Below are 20,881 nucleotides of genomic sequence, written 5' to 3' on the forward strand. Positions count from 1 at the left end.
AAAAACTTTGGTATGGAAGCCACCTTTGTGCTTGATAACAATGCACCAGCGACTTTTGATGGCGGCTATGAAAAAAAATCAGGAGATATAAATGAGCAGTTAATATTATTTCCGTTGATTAGCGAGCGATTTATAGGGGGGCATGTCAAACAATTTTGGTTAATAGCTAAATATGAAACTATGACCTATAAAGTAATAAACACTCAAAATATCAATATAAATATTGATTATAGATCTAACATAAAAAGTTACTGGGTTGGGGCAAAAAAGAAAGGCGAAGATTCTTTTTTAAAGTATCCAAATGGCGATGTTATTCTTAATTCTGAAGTTGAACCTGAGTATAAAAAACTACTTGAAATATCAGAATCCATGATCCAAAAATAAAAACACTAACTTATACACATTATATGGATGTAATATTTTTATATGAAATGTAAAACACTCCCCATTATTATCTCTTTGCTTTCTTTGTTGTTTATGTCTGATGCACTTGCTTTAAAAACGTGCTCAAATGAGCAGAGAAATATTAACAAACAGAACGCTTATATAATTACCGGTGATATTTTTTATGGTCCCGTAAAATCTGTAAAAACCATACACACGAGACCTGAAAATAAATACGGTAAAACCGATAATGGAACAAGAGTATATCAATTCTCAGATTGTAATGAGCTGACTGAATTCAGCTGGGAATCTCAAAGAGTCATATCACCGTCGGATTCTGTAATCTTTGTTTCAGACGGGGAATTAATTGGCAGTAATCCTTACCATGTTAAAGCTGTCTCTGACTTCAGTGCCTCCAGTAACTCCAGCTATACCAATGCAACTTATTTTATTACACTGATAGCAATGGGCGGATTATCAAAAATGAGGAAATAGTTCTGACTAAAAATAGAGTCTTTTCTGATGCCGATGAAGAAAATAAACGCCGTGAATTGTCAGAAAATTCAGACGATACTTTTTCTGTTTCAGTTATTAACTGGAATAATGGACTTATTAATAACAGGGTTGGTGAGCAATATGGCGCAAAAATAGCATTTCAATATAACTATAATCATCTGAATAAACTGGAAAGTGTTATTGATTCTGAGTCTGATAAACCTGTGAATGTCTTTTTACAAAAGATAAAATATTACTATGATTCAAAAGGCTTTCCCAATGAAACGGTGTCAGAGTTGTATAAAAATGGTCAGCTTTACAGCTTTGATACGATAAAATGTCAGGAAAAAGATTTACATGGAAATTGTTTGATGACAACCACTACTACGACCAAGACAAAATTTAAGCCTGAGATCACAAAAACCACACAATATATCTATACCTATTACTAAGTATTCATTTGAGTGATGGATACGGTCACCAGTGTCCCTTTTGATATCAATATGGATAATTGGCTCTTTGATATATACAGCCCATTGGGGACTATGAAAGTCTGGACTTGGGCTGACGCTGATAATGTGGATACGTCAAAATTGCTTGGTAATTACACTTAAACACTGGCTTTTCCAATAAATTAAATACCGTAAATAATCCCCACCGTCCTCTTGTAGCCCATGCACCAAGGGGGTCATGCTTTTATGGGGTAAATCAGGCCACTCACCAACTCCTCTTGTCTGATGAATATTTTCCTCACTTAGACTTTCCCAGCCAGTCTCATTCGGCACCCATAAACCTTGCCACTCTTCTTGTGCTATACGAGGAAGTTTCCAACAAGGCTGATAACTAATTCGCCCATGTTGTCGTAACACGTCCAATGGAGTTTCAGGACGCAGTGTGGCAAGGAAACGGTAAAAACTGGCGTTGTTGCGGAGTGTATCCTGATAAATGTCATTGCTGTGGGTATCAATCAAGTATTCAAACGGTGAAACAGATTTCAATATATTGGCTGTACCGCCTTCAATAATGGAGTTATATAAACGAGGTATGCAGTTACATCCTCAAACCCAAGAAAAATTGGATTTAATTAATAAAACTGCAATGTATTTAATTGGAACTGGATTTAGAGAATATAAAAAAATTGGCTGTTTATTTTTTGGAGTTGCATAATGAATGCTATGATAAAATAAAGCATGATTTTTCTTTGGTCGAAAGCATGGTAGATTTAGTATTAAGGGAATTAAATAGATTTGGTTATAAACTAGAAAAAATGAAAAAAGTAGAGTCTAGTTTACATGATCATACCCATGTAATTTATGCAACTGCATGCGATTATTTTGTTTGTAGGGATAAGCGTCTTATAGATAAAGCTAAAGCAACATACAAGTACCTAGGTGTTAATATTCAAGTTGTGGATGGCAATGAGAGTGAATGGTGGAAGAAATTATCGTTTTAATAGGGTAATTTTGCATGGAGTCATTTTTAGGTAGTAATCTTATTTTGAAAGCCAAAGTGAGAATGTGCTAATGGTAATTAATTTGACTGTTCAAGTATGCCTGTTTTGATTTTTTTATTTTCACAAATGTATATTTTTAAGGACTCATGAATATGAAAGAAAAAAATAAAAAATCACTTATTGGATGATGCCCTTAAAGAGTTAAGTTGTAGTGGTATATACTGGAATGGGTCTATATCTCGGATGCATCGAGGATATTTATTAGAATTATTAAATGAACATGCTTTTACAGTAAGAATGTCAGAAGTTCCTCCCCATTGGGAACATGTTTTTTATACGTCAAAGTATTCATATAATGAAGTATTAAAGATAGCCAAGGATAGAGCTAAAAACAGTGGTTTTTAAATTGATATCTAGCTTTAAGGTTATAGTTTCGCCATAAGATCTATGTTGCCATATAAACCAACGATGATAAAATGCACTATCGCCCGTTTGATGTGAGACTACCATGAAAAAGAATGAATTAATTCAAGCAACAAGGCCAACTCGTACTCAACTCATTCGATCGGTAGCAACCTCTACAGCGATTGAAACAGGGCAGGACTCCCGTCGCCTTGAAGAAGAGATGAAAGCTAAGCGTGAGAAGTTCGGGCATTTGAAACTGGCGATTTAGTTCGCTTTCAAGGTTTCATTAACCCAATATTTCATGGGTTCATAGTTAAGGTTTAGCCCTGCGTGGATTGCTGCAATGTATTGCTCGGGTTGTTGAGTCCAACTTTCGTAGTCTAACGGTTGAAACCCAGCTTGTACCGCCATCACATCGGCGAGTAAGCGCGATAAGCGCCCATTTCCTTCCCTAAACGGATGTATCAGAATTAACTCCACATGCACTGTGGCAATAGCTTCTATGACCTGTTCTCGGCTCATATTGGTGCAAGGCGTGTACTTCGCTAGATACTCTTTTTCAAATTGAGCAAGTAACTTTGCAACACGACCCGCAGGGGCAAACATAAAACCACCCTTGCTAATATTCACTGTGCGTAATTGACCAGCCCACTCGTAAACATTCCCTAACCATTGGCGGTGCCAACGCTGAATAAGAGATACAGTAATTTGCTCAGTGGGGAATTGTTCTTCAAAAATGACTTGATACAGTTTTTCTAACAGGACAAGCTCTGCGTCATTGATATCATCAACGTTTGAAAGTCCTAGCTTGTTAGCCAGTACCTCTTCATCAGAGCCGTCAGCAAATTTTCCTTCGCTGTTAGATACATCATATCTATTCATTTAAGCGTGTTCTTTTGGTGTGGGTATGAATTTTGTACGTTATCATGCTAAAAACATCAAATAAATAATAACTACCTATAAATCAACGGATTAATTAAGTGTAGGTTAAATTATAGGTTTTTCTAAAAAATTCATAAATATCGTTATATTTCAAAGCTAACACACCCATGCATCATGGTTTTAATTCAAAATTGGCTCGTTTTACCCAAATATCAAGTTTATCAGCCCAATCTTGCATCATGATTTTGCGCTCTTCAAGATAAGTTGCATGGTTATATGAATGTCTAACACTATTTGAGTCCATATGGGCTAACTGTGCTTCGATAGCATCAGGTCTATATCCAAGCTCATTTAATCGTGTGCTGCCTGTTGTGCGTGTCGCATGAGGGCTATATATAGCACTCCAACCTCTCGTTTTAAGAAATTGCCTTAGTGAGTTGGTAGACATCGGTTTTATGACAAGAATCCCGACCGGGAAATAAATGTTTACGGCTACCAGTAAAACCATAAAGAGATTTTAGAATCGCAATAGCTTGTGTAGGTAGAGGAACAATATGTTCTCTTCATGCTTTCATTCGCTCAGCTGGAATTGTCCAAAGTGCATTATCAAGATCGAATTCAGACCATTCAGCCTCAGCGACTTCAGATGGACGAGAAAGCGTCCACCACATTAACCACATACAATAGTTTAGTTGAAAGGTGCCACGGCTATTATCAAAGTTATTGAGTAATTGACCTATTTGATCTGTAGTGAGGGCTTTTTTATGTTGAGTTTTGTTTGCTGGGAGAGCTTTTCTTATTGCCCATACAGGATCGCTATCAGCTCTTAATGTGGCAACAGCAAATTCAAAAATCGAGGATATCGTCCGTTTAGCTTCAGCAGCAACTGTTGGAGCACCTCTTTGAACTTCACGCTGCAATATTTTGAGAATATGGTGAGATGTAATTTCTCTTATTGGTCATTGCCGATAGAAGGAAATACAATGCGCTCCAACATATCAAGGCGACGGTATTTTGTCACATCAGCCTAATCTTTCATTTCAACCATTCTTTTGAGATGATTTGAAATATATTTGCAGATTCGTTCGCTTTTCTGATCTTGTCTAGTTGCTTAGCTTGTGTTGGATTAATTCCTTCTGATACGAGTTTTCTGGCATCATCACATTTAGATCTGGCTTCAGCTAGTGTTATTAATGGGGAGTGACCTAATGCAAGCATGCTTGATTTTCCATTTAGTTGAAAACGGAATCGCCATGTTTTTTTACCATTAGGTTTCATTTTAAGGTACAAACCGTTGAATTCATTGATACGATAAAGTTTTTCTTTAGGTTTTGCAGTTCTGCATTTTGTATCAGTAAGCATAATAAGTTCAACTAGTTATGTAAGTTGATATTATTATACTCACTTAAAAAGGGAGGATAAATAAGTTGTACCCAGTTACATACTCATTTAGTCACGAGCTTTTATGAAACTTAATGAGGCATAAAAAAGCATAAAACCCAGTTAATATCATGAATTTTATGCTGTTTTATTATGATTTGATACTTTGTGAAATAATATAAGGCTAAAGCGCAGGCTTACACATTAAACAAGAAGTTCAGCACATCGCCATCTTGAACAATGTAATCTTTACCTTCTGCACGCATTCTACCGGCTTCTTTAGCGCCTTGCTCACCGCGGTATTTAATAAAATCATCAAATGCGATAGTTTGAGCTCGAATAAAGCCTTTCTCAAAGTCAGTATGGATCTTACCGGCGGCTTGTGGGGCTGTTGCACCGACAGGGATCGTCCATGCGCGAACTTCTTTCACGCCAGCAGTAAAATAAGTTTGTAGGTTCAATAACTGATAACCTGCACGGATCACGCGGTTTAAACCAGGCTCTTCAATGCCAAGATCTGCCATAAACTCATCACGCTCCTCATCTTCCAATTCAGCGATATCTGATTCGATAGCGGCACAAACAGGAACGACGACAGAACCTTCTGATTCAGCAATTTTATTTACCGTATCTAAATAAGGATTATTTTCAAAGCCATCTTCATTAACATTCGCAATATACATTGTTGGTTTGAGTGTTAAGAAACTTAAATAACGGATCAGTGCTTTTTCTTCTGCGCTAAGATCTAAAGTACGCAGCATGCCTGCGTTTTCAAGATGGGGTAAGCACTTCTCTAATACTTCTAATTCTGCTTTAGCATCTTTATCGCCACCTTTTGCACGCTTTTGTATGCGATGTATTGCGCGTTCACAGGTATCAAGGTCAGCGAGCGCTAATTCGGTATTGATAACCTCAATGTCCTCAGCAGGGTTAACTTGACCTGCCACATGGATGATATTGTCGTTTTCAAAGCAACGCACTACGTGGCCGATAGCTTCCGTTTCACGGATATTAGTCAGGAACTGGTTACCTAAACCTTCTCCTTTTGAGGCGCCTTTGACTAAACCCGCGATATCAACGAATTCCATCGTAGTTGGTAGAATACGTTGTGGCTTTACAATCTCAGCCAACTGGTCAAGACGTGGGTCTGGCATTGGCACAACGCCCGTATTCGGCTCAATTGTACAAAAAGGGAAGTTGGCTGCTTCGATGCCGGCTTTGGTCAACGCATTAAACAGTGTAGATTTACCCACGTTAGGCAGACCAACGATACCGCATTTAAAACCCATATGTTTCTCACCTTAAAAATAGCAAGGGGCAGGCGAGCGCTGCTCCTGAATGTTAGAAAATTGGCGCTGATTATACACAAAAAGTTGTTTTTGATGAAATGAACTCTTTACGTACACTGATTTTACGCTGTTGCTTTAAAACTATGTAGGCGATTTATCGCTTTATCCATCCCATCACTAAGTAAGATATCTGTGCACCTTAAGGACTCATCAATCGCTTCATCGATGAGTTTTTGCTCAGATGCAGGTGGTTTGCCTAAAACAAAACCAACAACTTTGTTTTTATCGCCTGGATGACCAATACCTATGCGTAAACGATAAAAGTTTGGGTTATTACTAAACTTGTTTTGAATATCCTTAAGACCGTTATGCCCACCATTACTGCCGCCTAATTTCATTTTTGCAACACCGGGGGGTAAATCTAATTCATCATGCGCGACTAAAATTTCATCAGGGTTAATGCGATAGAAGTTAGCAACAGCCAGAACCGATTTACCACTCAAATTCATAAAGGTGGTTGGAACAAGTAACCGAACATCGTTGCCATTAAGGTTGATACGGGCGGTATAACCAAAAAATTTTGCTTCTTCTTTTAAAGATTGGTTATGGCGTTCGGCAAGTAAGTCAACATACCATGCTCCAGCATTATGACGAGTTTGGGCGTATTCAGCACCTGGGTTGGCGAGGCCAACAATTAGTTTTATTTTGCTCACGGCTAATTATTCACTGTCAGTTAAGTCAAAAAATTATATCTAGTTTACCTTGTGATAGGGGGGATGTACAAAATTGAAATAGGGCAATGGGGTGTTTATTTAGTTTCGTATGAAACTATTCGGGAAAAATATTTTTAAAAAAAGCATCTTTTGTACAGAAATTATGGGAAAAGTCTCACCATGTGATAGCCATCGCAAACAATTTTACTTATTACACTATAATAATCATATAACAATATAATTTTTTCGAATATTTCAATTATGCTTTGCTTATCAGTCTACTGAGATAGGAGGTAGATATGAAACGTAAAACAGCAGTTTTGGTTGGTAATATTTTGATGGCGTTAGGGCTAATCGTTATGATAGGAAGTATTGCACTGAACCTATCTTCCCATATATTTAGTCTCAATTTACCGGACATGATCACAATGGGCTCCTTGTTTGGCATCTTTGTTGGTGCGATGATCTGGTTAACTGGAGCGAGAATTGGCGGTAGAGAAAAAATTGCTGACCGGTTACTGGCTAATAAAACATTATCCACATTCAAATAAAGATAACCATCGTTATCCATAATATTTGTTTTTAATTTATGTGGACTAACAATATTAGTTGATCTTATTTAGCAACGAAGGGTGATTTCATATTTTAGATAATCACTCTTTTGTTTTTTTATTTATCTCTAACTCTCTCTTCTTTCGTGCGTATTTTATCACCATGGTAATATGAAAAATTAAGCCAACGAGGTTACCTGTAGGCTATGGTGAGTAAAAATGAATGGATAAATAAAGCCCCTACGGTTGATATTCAACCGTAGGGGCGCTACTTAAATTATGACATTTCTTTGATTTTCAAAGCAATATAGAAAAACGAGATATTGCTACCTCGTTAATTAATTCTTAGTGCTCGAACATCGCAGAAATTGACTCTTCATTGCTAATACGGCGAATTGCTTCGGCCAGCATGCCTGAAAGTGTCAGCGTGCGAACTTTGTTCAATGCTTTAATTTCAGGTGAAAGAGGGATTGTGTCACAAACAATGACTTCATCAATGACTGAATTTTTGATGTTGTCTACGGCATTACCTGAGAAAATCGGGTGAGTTGCGTATGCAAATACGCGTTTTGCACCACGCTCTTTCAGAGCTTCAGCCGCTTTACACAGCGTGCCACCAGTATCTATCATATCGTCGACTAAAATGCAGTCACGACCAGAAACATCACCAATGATGTGCATCACTTGGGAAACGTTCGCACGAGGACGACGTTTATCGATGATTGCCATATCAGTGTCATTTAACAGTTTCGCAATTGCTCTAGCACGGACGACGCCGCCGATGTCTGGAGATACAACGATTGGGTTTTCCAAATCTTTCTGCAACATATCTTCCAGAAGAATAGGGCTACCGAATACGTTATCAACAGGAACATCAAAGAAGCCCTGGATCTGCTCAGCGTGTAGGTCAACGGTGAGAACACGGTCAACACCTACACTGGACAGAAAATCGGCAACAACTTTAGCGGTGATTGGTACACGGGCAGAACGTACGCGACGATCCTGTCTAGCATAACCGAAGTAAGGGATAACAGCGGTAATACGACCAGCAGATGCACGGCGCAGCGCATCGACCATAACAACCAGTTCCATCAGGTTATCATTGGTTGGTGCACAGGTTGACTGGATGATAAAGATATCACCACCGCGAACATTTTCATTAATTTGAACACTGACTTCGCCGTCGCTAAAACGACCAACAGCCGCGTCTCCAAGATTAGTGTAAAGGCGGTTAGCAACACGTTGTGCTAGTTCCGGTGTAGCGTTACCAGCAAAAAGCTTCATATCGGGCACGAGAAAAACCTCAGGCTTGCGTCCAGAGAGATATTGTTGACCAATAACCGATGCTAAATCGTTATTATTGGTGCAATACACGGGTTATCCCAGCGCGGAATTTGTGCAACGGCGATTCGTTCACCCCTTGAGCGACGAAACCATGCACCCACGATGGGGCTTTATTTAACACCTTAAGGGCATCCGCTTGTGTTTCAAATTCAGAAAAAACACAAGCACCTGTCCCTGTAAGGCGAGACGGGGCATATTCTAACAGCCAAGAAACGAGCTGTTCAACCTCACGAAAACGTTTTCTTGCAATTGGTTCGCAATCATTTGCGTACGGAGCCAGTAATAATGCGGCTAGTGAGCGTTTTGGAGAATTTCGATTTAATTGCGGATCTGTGAAGATCATCGGAGTTGAGATTTCAATTCCTGGATGTGCAACCAGATACCATTTCTCTTTAGGCGAGGCTGGAGTCAAAATTTCACCTATTCCTTCCGCAAAAGCGGCATGGCCTCGCACAAAAACGGGAACGTCTGCTCCAAGGCTTTTACCTAGCTCCGCTAACACGTCATCACTCACTGCTGTTCCCCAGTGAGTATTTAATGCAATAAGTGTGGTGGCCGCATTGGAAGAGCCTCCACCGATACCGCCGCCCATTGGCAATATTTTATTGATTTTGATATCTGCCCCGAGAGGTTCTGAATAGCCTAAAGTATCACGGCAGTAGTGTTGTAATAATTTTGCGGCTTTGACGATTAAGTTTTGTTCTGGTTCTACTCCCTCCATTGGCGTGAGTAGATTGATGTGATCGTCTGCCCGCGTGGTGATGGTAATGTCGTCACCGTAATCAAGAAATTGAAACAGTGTTTGTAATTCGTGATAGCCGTCTGCTCGACGGCCTGTGATATAGAGAAAAAGGTTCAATTTAGCAGGGGAAGGCCATGTTAACGTCATTTTTGTAAAGTCCAGCTATCCATTTTTAGCTTAATTAGGCGCGAACCCTGACGTAATTCAAGGTTGCTTGGTAACATTGGAGTGGTATTCATATTGTAAGAAAGATAGTTAAGCTGCCACTTTTCACCATTGGTTTGCTGTAATGTTACAGATTTTAGGAGGTGGTTTTTATCCAGCGTAAATTGTGTTGCGCGCCCAGGTGAGCCAGTTAACCAAGCGGTCAGGTCCTCAAGCGGGATCTCCATGCCAGTAAGTTGATAAATCAGCTCGGAAGGAACATCACTCATATGCGTTTGCCCATCTTTTGTGGTTAAACGCGCTAAATCAGGTTCAACGGTGAGCTCTAACTCGCGGCTGCCGAGTGGGTTTGTCAACAATAAACGATATTTTTCAGGTGTATACTGCTGCCAGAAGAATTTAGCATAGGTTTTACTACCATCAAATTCATAGGCAAAAGAACCGCGAGTTTGATAATTGCGAAGTGCGTTGACTTCTTGTAAATGGGTTTTCCATTGTGGATCAGACGCGGAACCTGTACCAGACGTTGTTGTTTGTTGAGTGGTCACACAAGCCGTCAGCAATAAGCAAGAAAGCGGCAATAAACGCCAAAAACGCTTTGCGGTGGAAGGAGCGAAACAAGACCAAGTAGTGAACAGTTGCATAGCGACTCTCAAAAATCATTGAGTAAAAAGTAAATAGGTTTTATCAAAGCTGATACCCACTGAAGTGTAACGTGTTATTGCAATTTAGAAAAATGACTCACTGGATAATATGGTGCGACAGTGGGCAAAATATTGCGTTAAAACAGCTAAATGATCAATCGGATTGAAGAAGTTTTGCCTATTTATACAATTGGTCAATGAGTATCGATAGTTTGATTCATCAGTTGACAGATGACAATCGCAGCATATCTCATTGATATTGATAATTTCTTAATAAGTATAATAAAAAAGGGTACATCTCCGATATAAAGCGGTGTAGAATAGCAATACTAATAGTGTTGAATTCGGCTAAATCGTCAGCAGTTTTCTATGGAAAAAGTTTGGTAGTGATCATCTTTATGGTTTTCATTATTCGCGGGGCATAGAAAGCGGGGCGGAGATCATCTACAATAGTCGATAAACAAATAACAGTAGTGTGGTTATACTACTGGATAAATAATTAGCAATGTGAGCAATGTAGTTAAGCACAATGACCCTATTAGCCCTAGGCATTAATCATAAAACGGCGCCAGTAGCCCTTCGTGAACGGGTGGCTTTTGGACCAGAAAAAATCGACCATGCTCTTGAGGAGTTGCTTAAGCAACCTCAGGTGAGCGGTGGCGTTGTGCTGTCGACCTGTAATAGAACTGAGTTGTATTTGAGCCTTGAATCACAAGAACAAGCTCAAGAACAGCTTATCCAGTGGTTATGCAAGTTTCACAATATTACAGATAAAGATTTAAAACCGAGTCTGTACTGGCATGAAGGTGACCGAGCAGTCAGTCACCTTATGCGGGTTGCAAGTGGGTTGGATTCTTTAGTTTTAGGTGAACCGCAAATCCTTGGGCAGGTTAAAAAAGCGTTCGCCCTTTCTCAAGACAACCATTCTTTGTCGAGCGAATTAGAGCGTTTATTTCAAAAATCATTTTCTGTCGCTAAACGCATTCGTACCGAAACAGAGATCGGAGCGAATGCGGTTTCCGTTGCATTCGCCGCTTGTACATTAGCAAGGCAAATTTTTGAGTCACTCAAACATTTGAATATTTTGTTAGTGGGAGCAGGGGAAACAATTGAATTGGTGGCACGCCATTTACGCGAGCATGGTGTGCAGAAGATGATGATCGCTAACCGTTCTCGTGAAAGAGCGGAGTTATTAGCTAATGAGGTTAATGCGGAAGTGATCACGCTGTCTGATATTGATACACGTTTGGCTCAAGCCGATATTGTGATCAGTTCAACAGCAAGTCCGTTACCGATTATAGGCAAAGGCATGGTAGAGCGTGCGATGAAAGTGCGTCGCAGCAAACCCATGTTGTTAATTGATATTGCGGTTCCTCGTGATATCGAGCCTGATATTGAAAAACTCAGAGATGTTTACCTGTATACGGTGGATGATCTTGAGTCGATAATTCAGCAAAACCTTGCTCAGCGCAAAGCCGCAGCGGTTGAAGCAGAATTTATCGTGGAACAAGAAAGCAGCCATTTCATGGATTGGTTGCGCTCGCAAGCCGCAGTGTCTACAATTCGCGATTACAGAGCGCAGGCTGAGGCAATCCGCGCGGGGATGACAGAAAAAGCACTCGCGGCAATTAGTCAGGGTGCAGACCCTGAACAAGTTATTACACAACTTACCCAACAATTGACCAACCGCCTGATCCATGCACCAACAAAATCTTTACAGCAAGCCGCTGGAGATGGTGACTTGGAACGCCTGAATCTACTTAGGGACAGCTTAGGGCTGAACCATCAATAACCACATTTTAATCATGGGTCTGATATAACGAATGAAGCCTTCTATTGTCGCAAAACTGGAAGCATTACAGGAACGCTATGAAGAAATTCAAGCACACCTCGCCGATGCAGGTGTGATTGCTGATCAGGGACGCTTTCGTGCCTTATCAAAAGAGTATGCTCAACTGACAGATGTCGCCAAATGCTTTACGGCATGGCGGACTGTTCAGGAAGATATCGAAACAGCAGAGATGATGTTAGATGATCCTGAAATGAAAGAGATGGCTCAAGAAGAGCTAAAAGAAGCGAAAGCGCGCAATGAAGAGCTTGAACAGCAATTACAACTGTTGTTGCTGCCAAAAGATCCTGATGATGAATACAACTGTTTCCTTGAAATTCGTGCAGGGGCTGGTGGAGACGAAGCGGCTATTTTTGCGGGTGATCTATTCCGTATGTATAGCCGTTATGCCGAGTCTAACCGTTGGCGTGTTGAGTTAATGAGCACTAGTGATGGTGAGCATGGTGGCTTCAAAGAAGTGATTGCAAAAATTTCCGGTGAAAGCGTTTATGGTCGCTTGAAATTCGAATCTGGTGGTCATCGTGTACAACGTGTGCCAGAAACGGAATCACAAGGACGTATTCATACATCGGCTTGTACCGTCGCTATCCTTCCTGAATTACCGGAAGCGGAATTACCTGAAATCAACCCAGCAGATTTACGTATTGATACATTCCGCTCTTCGGGAGCGGGTGGACAGCACGTTAACACAACTGACTCCGCAATCCGTATTACCCATATTCCAACGGGTATTGTGGTTGAATGTCAGGATGAACGTTCACAGCATAAGAACAAAGCAAAAGCGATGTCTGTATTAGGTGCTCGTATCCGTCAAGCAGAAATGGATAAGCGTCAAGCCGCTGAAGCCTCGGAACGACGTAACTTATTAGGTTCTGGTGACCGTTCTGACCGTATTCGTACCTATAACTTCCCTCAAGGTAGGGTGACCGATCACCGTATCAATTTGACGTTGTATCGTTTAGATGAAGTGATGGAAGGGAAGCTGGATGCGTTAATTCAGCCGATTATCAACGAATATCAAGCAGATCAACTGTCTGCATTGTCTGAGCAAGATTAATGCAATACGGCGAGTGGGTTGACCAAGCAGTCGCAAGGCTGCCGATGAGTGATAGTGCTAAACGAGATGCGGAAATCCTGCTTCAACACATTACAGGGCGGAGTCGTACCTTTATTTTTGCATTTGCAGAAACAGAGTTAACACAGCCTGAGTATGAAGCACTTGAATCACTATTATGTCGTCGTGAGCAAGGTGAACCCATCGCCTATATTATTGGTGAGCGTGAATTTTGGTCATTGCCTTTATTTGTCTCGCCAGCCACTTTGATTCCCCGTCCTGATACTGAATGTCTAGTTGAACAGGCCCTAGCACGGCTTCCGGCTCAGCGCTGCCAAATACTTGATCTTGGCACAGGGACAGGCGCTATTGCTTTGGCGATCGCCTCTGAACGTCCAGACAGCGTGATTATCGGTGTTGATTTTAATCTGGATGCTGTTTCTTTAGCACAGCGTAATCAGCAACGTCTGGCGCTTAACAATGTACAGTTTCTACAAAGTGATTGGTTTACCTCACTGTCTTGCCAACATTTTGATATGATTGTGAGTAATCCACCTTATATTGATGGAAATGATGACCATTTGCAGCAAGGCGATGTTAGATTCGAACCTTTAACCGCTTTAGTGGCAGATAATCACGGACTGTCAGATTTAGACCATATTGTGTCTACATCGAGATCATACCTTAACCCACAAGGTTGGTTACTTGTTGAGCATGGATGGCAACAAGGTGCCGCAGTTCGTGAGTTATTCAAACAGTATGGATATAGCAATATTGAAACCTGTCTAGATTATGGTGGCCGAGATAGAATTTCGCTTGGGCAGTGGAATAAATCAGTGGAAATATGATGAAAACCATAGCAAATATTGAATTTAACAAAATACCTTTGAGTGAAGGTATTATGATAGTTTCCCAAAGTATTCGTATCGATTTTCCTCTTATGCAAGTACAGGCTCGATTGGATAGCTTGGTTGAGGCAGCCAAAGCGGTTATTGATTTACAAGCGGATAATGAAAGTAAAATTAATCAACTAATAACGCTTTTTTATCATCAATGGCAATTTGGTGGTGCTGACGGCATCTATGCATTATCCGACATGCTTTGGCTAGATAAAGTCTTAGCAACGAAGCGTGGAACACCGGTCTCTTTAGGTTCCATTTTCCTTTATATTGCTGAGAAATTAGAGATTGATATCGAACCCGCCGTGTTTCCAACTCAGCTGTTATTACTGGCTCAGAAAGAGGATGGTTCACAATGGTTTATTAACCCAGTCAATGGGGAAACCTTGACATGGCATACGCTCAATTTGTGGCTTAAAGGAACCGTGGATCCCTACTCTGAGTTGGGTGAGGATCAACTCGATGTTGCGGAAAACAGTGTGATCATTCGTAAGTTATTTGACACGCTGAAAGCCTCTTTAATGGAAGAGAAAAAAATGGAGTTAGCGTTAAAGGTCTGTGAGACGCTATTAACGTTAGATCCTGAAGACCCTTATGAAATTCGCGACCGTGGATTAATTCTTGCACATTTAGATTGTAACCATGTGGCGTTGAATGATTTAAACTATTTTATTGAACACTGCCCAGAAGATCCTATTTCTGAAATGATTAAAATTCAGATATATTCATTAGATAATCATCCAGTAGTGTTACATTAATTTATGCACAGACAGCAAACTGTCTCGATATGAAAGGTAAGAGCATGCAACAGAAAATGGTCAGCATTGGTGATATCAAAGTCGCAAACAATCTCCCTTTTGTTCTTTTTGGTGGAATGAATGTCCTTGAATCCCGTGATATGGCAATGCAGGTGTGTGAACACTATGTCACAGTGACGCAAAAGCTAGGCATTCCTTACGTATTTAAAGCTTCTTTTGATAAAGCTAACCGTTCATCAATTCATTCATATCGTGGCCCAGGCCTTGATGAAGGGATGAAAATCTTTCAAGAGTTGAAAGAAACCTTTGGCGTGAAAATCATTACTGATGTGCATGAGCCATCTCAAGCTCAACCTGTTGCTGAAGTGGTGGATGTTATCCAATTACCTGCATTTTTAGCTCGTCAGACTGATCTGGTTGCAGCAATGGCGAAAACTGATGCCGTGATCAATATTAAAAAACCACAGTTTATTAGCCCAGGCCAAATTGGCAATATCGTAGAAAAGTTCATTGAAGGTGGTAATGATAAAGTCATCTTATGTGATCGTGGCGCTAATTTTGGTTATGATAACCTAGTTGTTGATATGCTTGGTTTTAATGTCATGATGCAAGCTTCAAATGGCTGTCCAGTTATTTTTGATGTTACCCATTCGCTGCAATGTCGTGACCCATTTGGCGCTGCTTCTGGTGGTCGTCGTGCTCAAGTGGCTGAATTGGCCAGAGCAGGCATGGCAGTTGGGTTAGCAGGGCTATTCCTTGAAGCGCATCCAGATCCTGACAGTGCTCGTTGTGATGGCCCGTCAGCACTACCACTTGCTAAATTAGAGCCTTTCTTACAGCAAATCAAAGCGATTGATGAGTTAGTAAAAAGCTTCCCTGAGTTAGATACGAGTCGTTAATCTCGGTTTGCAATGCAACTGAACCAAGTTGTCTCCATGTTCGGCGCTGATCTTCAGCGCCGTTATGGCGAGAAAATTCACAAAATAACATTACATGGTGGTTTTAGCTGCCCGAACCGCGATGGTACTCTTGGGCGAGGTGGTTGCACCTTTTGTAATGTCTCCTCTTTCTCTGATGAAACGCAATCGACTCAATCGATTAGTGAGCAAATTCGTCATCAAAAAGCCAAAATCACGCGAGCCAGTCGCTATCTAGCTTATTTCCAAGCCTATACCAGCACTTATGCTGAAGTGTGTTTACTACAGCAGTTGTATGAGGAAGCTCTTAAGCAGGCGAATATTATTGGATTATGTGTTGGCACGCGTCCGGATTGTGTGCCACAAGAAGTGCTCTCTTTATTAAGTGGCTATCGAGAGCATGGGTATGAAATATGGTTGGAATTGGGCTTACAAAGCGCACATGATAAAACACTTCATCGCATTAACCGAGGGCATGGTTTCGCCGAATATCAAAAAACCGTAACGAAAGCAAGGCAACTCGGACTTAAGGTTTGCACGCATCTTATTTGTGGCTTACCGGGTGAAAGCACTTTAATGAATATGCAGACATTAGAAAAAGTGCTGGAGTGTGGTACGGATGGGATCAAATTACACCCTTTGCATATTGTTGAGGGGAGTATTATGGCGAAAAGTTGGCGAGCAGGGCGATTAGCGCCGATGACCTTAACTGACTATACCCAAGTTGCGGGAGAAATGATCCGCTATACACCTACCGATGTGGTTTATCACCGTATTTGTGCCAGTGCGCGCCGACCAACATTATTAGCCCCAGAGTGGTGTGAAAACCGCTGGTTAGGCATGAATAGTCTATACCAATATCTACTCACACATGGTGGACAAGGCTCCGCACTTTAATGGTCATTAATAAGCCGAGTATGGTTTCTTATATTGTTAATACTAACCATTGAAAATAGAGATCTGTTGGTGGTAGAGCAGAGATGGTTAGGCATGTGACAGGGTAGCAGTCACAAACAACGTAACTCAGCATACCCCGTCAGAGATTATTTAGCGTTTGTTCCTAGATTAGCATTATAAATTAGCCACTCCCGCGCTTTTTGGTTGTGGCTCATTTATGGTTATTTGGAATCAAGTTCCTCGAGAGCTTTATCAATCGAATTATGGAAACTTAACACTCCCTCAATAGGCGTTACACCAGCGCGCGCCAAGGTTTTAAGCGGCTGGAATGGAATGTCACAAATAACGATATGCGTGTCTTTTTTGACTATGTCGATAAATTTCTGGAATGCTTCTAACCCGCCAGCATCAAGTACAGGCACCGCATCCCACTGCATGATGATGGTTTTATAACCTTCACTTTTGACCCTTAATTCATCAAAGATACGCTCTGCCGCGGCAAAAAACAGTGGGCCGTTGATACGAACCACTAAACGGCTTTTGGCTTCATCGGTTTCTGCTAATTCACTGATCCGAGTCATATTAGCAATACGGCGCATAAACAGCAGTGAGGCGAGAACAATCCCTACAGTGATGGCAATGACCATATCGAAAAGCACAGTAAGAGACATACACAAAAGCAAAACAATGATGTCATCTTTAGGCGCGCGGCGGATCAGGTCTATCACTTTACGTGCGGCGCTCATATTCCATGCAACCATCAACAGCAATGATGACATCGCCGCTAAGGGCAGATAGGAAAGCATTGGGGCGAGGACCAATAACGTCAGCAAGACTAACAATGAGTGGATCACTGAGGAAAGCGGCGAGGTTGCACCTGCACGAACGTTAGCTGCCGAACGTGCAATGGCGGCGGTAGCTGTAATACCACCAAAGAATGGCGCTGCGATATTACCAAAGCCTTGCCCGATAAGTTCACTGTTAGAGTGGTGTTTCTTGCCTGTCATATTGTCAAGAACAACCGCACATAGCAGCGACTCGATCGCGCCAAGGACAGCCATCGAGAAAGCCGCGGGCATCAATGCGGTGATCATCGACCAGCTAATAGGGGGGCTGCCGGGAAGCTGCCATGGCAAAATAAACTGAGGTAAGATAGGGGGGATACCGTTACCTTCTGAGCCATCGGGCAATAAATAGCTAAATTGTGAGCCGATGGTAGCAACGTTTTTATCAAACAGAGAAAGCACCCACATAACCAGTGTACCTGCAACGAGAGCAGGTAAGTGACCCGGTAACTTTAGTCCTAGCTTAGGCCATAAAATTAAAACGAAGAGTGTCACTAAACCAATCAAAGTATCGCTGAATTGGAGTGTCGGCAAAGCGTTGACTAAGGCGATAACTTTATCGACATAGTTTTCAGGAACATATGCCATTTGTAAGCCAAAAAAATCTTTAATTTGCATGGTCGCAATGGTAATTGCGATACCAGAAGTAAAGCCTAGCGTGACAGAGACAGGAATGTATTCAATAAACTTACCAAAACGAGCGAACCCCATTGCAAGCAAAATAATACCAGACATTAAGGTTGCAACGAGTAGCCCACTTAACCCGAATTGCTGTGAGACGGGATAGAGAATGACGACGAAAGCGGCCGTTGGCCCTGAAACACTGTAACGTGAGCCGCCGGTGATTGCGATAACAATACCCGCGATAGCAGCAGTATAAAGGCCATATTGTGGTGGAACTCCACTTGCTATTGCCAGTGCCATTGCTAATGGAATGGCGATAATCCCAACGGTAACCCCGGCAATTAAATCTTTAATAAAGCGAGCAAATGTATATTTCTCTTTCCAACACGAATCTATTAATGCGCTAAATAGGCGCAAGCTATTAATTTTTTTTGTACTCATTGTACCCCACCAAAATAACAGGGTTAAATAACGGAAAACAGAACCAAAGGATACGCGGAACTTACACAAAAAAATCTGCTATGTGTCAATGAACTCGCAATTATCATAACGTTTACGGGTACAAAAGTAAAAAAACCTGCGAATATTCTGTATGAATATATCTAAAAATGAATTATTGAAGTTTTTGTTATAGCGCAAGTTATATTTAAGATAGTGTGTATAATAAATTAAATTTCATTATTAATTTCCCGTTAATAATGAAATTAAAACCCACAACCAGAGTAAAATAGTCAATAATAGTGTGTAATTGAATAATCTCTTTGTGCCAGCCCAGCGCTGCTCCATAGTAGCAACGGGTTGTTTTTTAGGGAAAAGGTAATGTAGAGCAAGGTCAAAATGATAGGGCTCTTGTCGCTGGTATAATATTTTAAAAAGATGGCTGTCAAACCATAACCGGAAAATAAAATAGTGGCTCACAATAAAAAGGAGTGTGCTAATAAAGAAGGTGAGATTATCAATTAATGAGTAAATAAATAAGATAAATTGACAAATAAAAGCGAGTAGTGATGCACAACAAAAATAACGCCAACTTGTTGTAAAAATAACCATGACATCGCCACATTGTTTATCAGATAAATGATTCATGATGATGCTCGCTTTAAATAATAGTGTTGATACCAATAATGTAATTGTTCAAGGGTTGCTGAATTTAGGATCACTTTTGGTCTGGCTTGAGTGATTAGCGCAATCGCATCATCAATCGTTTTAGATTGTTGACTATGAACTAACCATGCAGCGGCGACGGTCGCACTGCGCGAATAACCTAATTTGCAGTGAACATAAATTGTGCCGCTTTCTGCAAGCTCATCCATTGTGTGCACGGCGCTTTCAATATCCTTTGCACTTAGTGGTAACAAATCGATTTGAGGTTGGCTACGATAATTTAAATCGTGGCTATAGGAATTGCGAGGCCACTCGCAAGTCATATCGAAAACGGCTTGAGCTTGCAAAGGATAAAGCGGGCGTCCACCCAAAATAAGTTTATCGTTAATTTTGCTAGGTTGTCGACACGCCTTGGCATAGTAATGATAAGTTCCTATGGCAATTAATCGATACGGGAGTAGCAAGAGGAGCGCCGAAGGTGACATGCTACCCATCGGAGTTTTTTGGAATACAGAAGCGCCTAGACCTAAGTAGCCAATCGCGACGATAAACAACGCAATAGCAGGCCATAGGAGTAGCCATGCGATACCTTGAAGCGTTATTGCGAGTAACAAACAGGCAAACGCCCCTAAGCCATAATTCGTGCTCATTTTAAAGCTACGACGGCTGCCGGTGTAGTGCCAGTGCCATTGGCTTTCAATAGGCAATAGATAACTAATAAGGACACCAACGGCAAAGCCACTGATAACATCAATAAAATGGTGTTGCCACGTCGTGAGGACAGAAATGAGGATCAGTAGCGACCAGCTATGTAGCAACCAATGCCATTTAGTCGGCATATGAGCTCGGAAACGTAACCACAATAACCACAGTAAAATAATATGTAATGAGGGGGCTTGGTTATAAGGGAGGTCAAATAATTCAAGGCTATCGAACATCCAACCGGTGATACCGCTTGTGTCAGGCCGAGGGAAGCTAAATTTTAAGGGGAATAATAAAAAGCCAACACAGGCGGCTAATGAGGCAGCGATTAAGCGTAGCCCTTGGATTGTTTGCTCTCTTAAAGAGGTGCAAATAAAAAGGGATAGGCCATAAAACAGGTCAATACTCCAATAAGGGATAATCGTCCAAGGTAAAAAAGGAATATGTGTTTCCCATGAATAAACATAAGAGGGAACATTGGCTAGCGTAGACGTATAAGTGTTGACTTGCCCATAGGTAAGAAAGAAAAAAGGGGCTAAAAAGACTAACCAAAAGAAACCGTATAACCAAATTTTTCGCCGCGGCGAGGAAGGCAAGGGCTTATGTGTGGTTGTCATTCATCTATCCGTTTAGCTAGTTTAATTGATATTGAGATGGGAATTAAAAAGAGTATTGCGTTCACTCAGTGAGTTGTTGCAAGCTATTAGTATATCAGCTTTATTGAATATTAAAGGGGATAAGGTAGTGATGGTTGTCACCACCTTATCAAGCAAAATATCAGGTTC

19 protein-coding genes and 3 pseudogenes are annotated in these 20,881 nt (G+C 41.0%); 12 read left to right on the forward strand and 10 right to left on the reverse strand.

The window, feature by feature from the left end; genetic code table 11:
• From PSE69_RS16080 to PSE69_RS16090, 3 genes and pseudogenes are all read left to right on the forward strand, one after another.
• Nucleotides 1-384 (forward strand): annotated as a pseudogene (locus PSE69_RS16080) (hypothetical protein); the annotation flags it as partial.
• A 93-nt stretch (nucleotides 385-477) separates the two neighbouring features.
• Nucleotides 478-879: a hypothetical protein gene (locus PSE69_RS16085; RefSeq protein WP_272675292.1), complete on the forward strand. Its 402-nt coding sequence runs from the start codon at nucleotides 478-480 to the stop codon at nucleotides 877-879.
• Nucleotides 880-935: 56 nt separating this feature from the next.
• Nucleotides 936-1,331, forward strand: a complete 396-nt coding sequence (locus PSE69_RS16090; protein ID WP_230088963.1) for a hypothetical protein — start codon at nucleotides 936-938, stop codon at nucleotides 1,329-1,331.
• A 135-nt stretch (nucleotides 1,332-1,466) separates the two neighbouring features.
• On the opposite strand, the gene PSE69_RS16095 is transcribed toward PSE69_RS16090, so the two are convergent.
• Entirely contained in the window at nucleotides 1,467-1,877 is a 411-nt protein-coding gene (locus PSE69_RS16095) for a hypothetical protein (protein ID WP_121874873.1), read from the reverse strand.
• Nucleotides 1,878-1,987: 110 nt separating this feature from the next.
• Between PSE69_RS16095 and PSE69_RS16100 the strand changes: the two genes are divergently transcribed.
• Both PSE69_RS16100 and PSE69_RS16105 read left to right on the forward strand, forming a co-directional pair.
• Nucleotides 1,988-2,332, forward strand: coding sequence for a hypothetical protein (locus PSE69_RS16100; RefSeq protein WP_004919362.1), 345 nt, complete (start codon nucleotides 1,988-1,990; stop codon nucleotides 2,330-2,332).
• Nucleotides 2,333-2,840: 508 nt separating this feature from the next.
• Complete coding sequence (locus PSE69_RS16105; protein ID WP_014658269.1) at nucleotides 2,841-3,005, forward strand: hypothetical protein; 165 nt, start codon at nucleotides 2,841-2,843, stop codon at nucleotides 3,003-3,005.
• Here the strand turns inward: PSE69_RS16105 and PSE69_RS16110 are convergent.
• From PSE69_RS16110 to pth, 4 genes and pseudogenes are all read right to left on the reverse strand, one after another.
• The gene (locus tag PSE69_RS16110) at nucleotides 3,002-3,619 is read right to left on the reverse strand and encodes a Fic/DOC family protein (RefSeq protein WP_072502229.1); all 618 of its coding nucleotides are present in this window, start codon (nucleotides 3,617-3,619) and stop codon (nucleotides 3,002-3,004) included. The two genes, PSE69_RS16105 and PSE69_RS16110, sit on opposite strands and share 4 nt — an antisense overlap.
• A gap of 172 nt (nucleotides 3,620-3,791) precedes the next feature.
• A pseudogene (locus PSE69_RS16115) lies at nucleotides 3,792-4,981 on the reverse strand (tyrosine-type recombinase/integrase).
• A gap of 215 nt (nucleotides 4,982-5,196) precedes the next feature.
• Nucleotides 5,197-6,288: a redox-regulated ATPase YchF gene (ychF, locus tag PSE69_RS16120; protein ID WP_004919376.1), complete on the reverse strand. Its 1,092-nt coding sequence runs from the start codon at nucleotides 6,286-6,288 to the stop codon at nucleotides 5,197-5,199.
• 122 nt (nucleotides 6,289-6,410) lie between these two features.
• Nucleotides 6,411-7,001, reverse strand: coding sequence for an aminoacyl-tRNA hydrolase (gene pth / locus PSE69_RS16125; protein ID WP_004919378.1), 591 nt, complete (start codon nucleotides 6,999-7,001; stop codon nucleotides 6,411-6,413).
• A 299-nt stretch (nucleotides 7,002-7,300) separates the two neighbouring features.
• Between pth and ychH the strand changes: the two are divergent.
• Nucleotides 7,301-7,574 (forward strand): annotated as a pseudogene (ychH, locus tag PSE69_RS16130) (stress-induced protein YchH).
• A gap of 323 nt (nucleotides 7,575-7,897) precedes the next feature.
• Here ychH and prs read toward each other — a convergent pair.
• The 3 genes from prs to lolB all read right to left on the reverse strand — a co-directional run bounded on the left by prs (nucleotide 7,898) and on the right by lolB (nucleotide 10,447).
• The gene (prs, locus tag PSE69_RS16135) at nucleotides 7,898-8,845 is read right to left on the reverse strand and encodes a ribose-phosphate diphosphokinase (RefSeq protein WP_006661866.1); all 948 of its coding nucleotides are present in this window, start codon (nucleotides 8,843-8,845) and stop codon (nucleotides 7,898-7,900) included.
• Nucleotides 8,846-8,909: 64 nt separating this feature from the next.
• Nucleotides 8,910-9,785, reverse strand: coding sequence for a 4-(cytidine 5'-diphospho)-2-C-methyl-D-erythritol kinase (ispE, locus tag PSE69_RS16140; RefSeq protein WP_004919385.1), 876 nt, complete (start codon nucleotides 9,783-9,785; stop codon nucleotides 8,910-8,912).
• Complete coding sequence (gene lolB, locus PSE69_RS16145) at nucleotides 9,782-10,447, reverse strand: lipoprotein insertase outer membrane protein LolB (RefSeq protein ID WP_042116548.1); 666 nt, start codon at nucleotides 10,445-10,447, stop codon at nucleotides 9,782-9,784. The genes ispE and lolB overlap by 4 nt, the downstream gene beginning before the upstream one ends.
• Before the next feature lie 529 nt (nucleotides 10,448-10,976).
• On the opposite strand from lolB, the gene hemA reads away from it, so the two are divergent.
• Genes hemA through PSE69_RS16175 form a run of 6 tightly spaced genes read left to right on the forward strand, consistent with a single transcriptional unit; the run spans nucleotide 10,977 to nucleotide 16,821 of the window.
• Nucleotides 10,977-12,239: a glutamyl-tRNA reductase gene (hemA, locus tag PSE69_RS16150; protein WP_004919391.1), complete on the forward strand. Its 1,263-nt coding sequence runs from the start codon at nucleotides 10,977-10,979 to the stop codon at nucleotides 12,237-12,239.
• A gap of 31 nt (nucleotides 12,240-12,270) precedes the next feature.
• Nucleotides 12,271-13,353, forward strand: a complete 1,083-nt coding sequence (gene prfA, locus PSE69_RS16155; RefSeq protein WP_121874871.1) for a peptide chain release factor 1 — start codon at nucleotides 12,271-12,273, stop codon at nucleotides 13,351-13,353.
• Nucleotides 13,353-14,198 (forward strand): peptide chain release factor N(5)-glutamine methyltransferase, encoded by an 846-nt coding sequence (gene prmC / locus PSE69_RS16160; protein WP_121874870.1) that lies wholly within the window; start codon nucleotides 13,353-13,355, stop codon nucleotides 14,196-14,198. Before prfA ends, prmC begins: the two co-directional genes overlap by 1 nt.
• Complete coding sequence (gene sirB1 / locus PSE69_RS16165) at nucleotides 14,198-15,007, forward strand: invasion regulator SirB1 (protein ID WP_004919394.1); 810 nt, start codon at nucleotides 14,198-14,200, stop codon at nucleotides 15,005-15,007. The genes prmC and sirB1 overlap by 1 nt, the downstream gene beginning before the upstream one ends.
• Before the next feature lie 44 nt (nucleotides 15,008-15,051).
• Nucleotides 15,052-15,906: a 3-deoxy-8-phosphooctulonate synthase gene (kdsA, locus tag PSE69_RS16170; protein WP_014658273.1), complete on the forward strand. Its 855-nt coding sequence runs from the start codon at nucleotides 15,052-15,054 to the stop codon at nucleotides 15,904-15,906.
• 12 nt (nucleotides 15,907-15,918) lie between these two features.
• The gene (locus tag PSE69_RS16175) at nucleotides 15,919-16,821 is read left to right on the forward strand and encodes a TIGR01212 family radical SAM protein (RefSeq protein WP_121874869.1); all 903 of its coding nucleotides are present in this window, start codon (nucleotides 15,919-15,921) and stop codon (nucleotides 16,819-16,821) included.
• 221 nt (nucleotides 16,822-17,042) lie between these two features.
• Here the strand turns inward: PSE69_RS16175 and dauA are convergent, their stop codons facing one another.
• The gene (gene dauA, locus PSE69_RS16180; protein ID WP_121874868.1) at nucleotides 17,043-18,731 is read right to left on the reverse strand and encodes a C4-dicarboxylic acid transporter DauA; all 1,689 of its coding nucleotides are present in this window, start codon (nucleotides 18,729-18,731) and stop codon (nucleotides 17,043-17,045) included.
• A 641-nt stretch (nucleotides 18,732-19,372) separates the two neighbouring features.
• Entirely contained in the window at nucleotides 19,373-20,713 is a 1,341-nt protein-coding gene (locus PSE69_RS16185; protein ID WP_040133089.1) for a phosphatase PAP2/dual specificity phosphatase family protein, read from the reverse strand.
• Nucleotides 20,714-20,881 lie beyond the last annotated feature (168 nt).

Source organism: Providencia sp. PROV122, assembly GCF_028482365.1.
Classification (GTDB): domain Bacteria; phylum Pseudomonadota; class Gammaproteobacteria; order Enterobacterales; family Enterobacteriaceae; genus Providencia; species Providencia stuartii.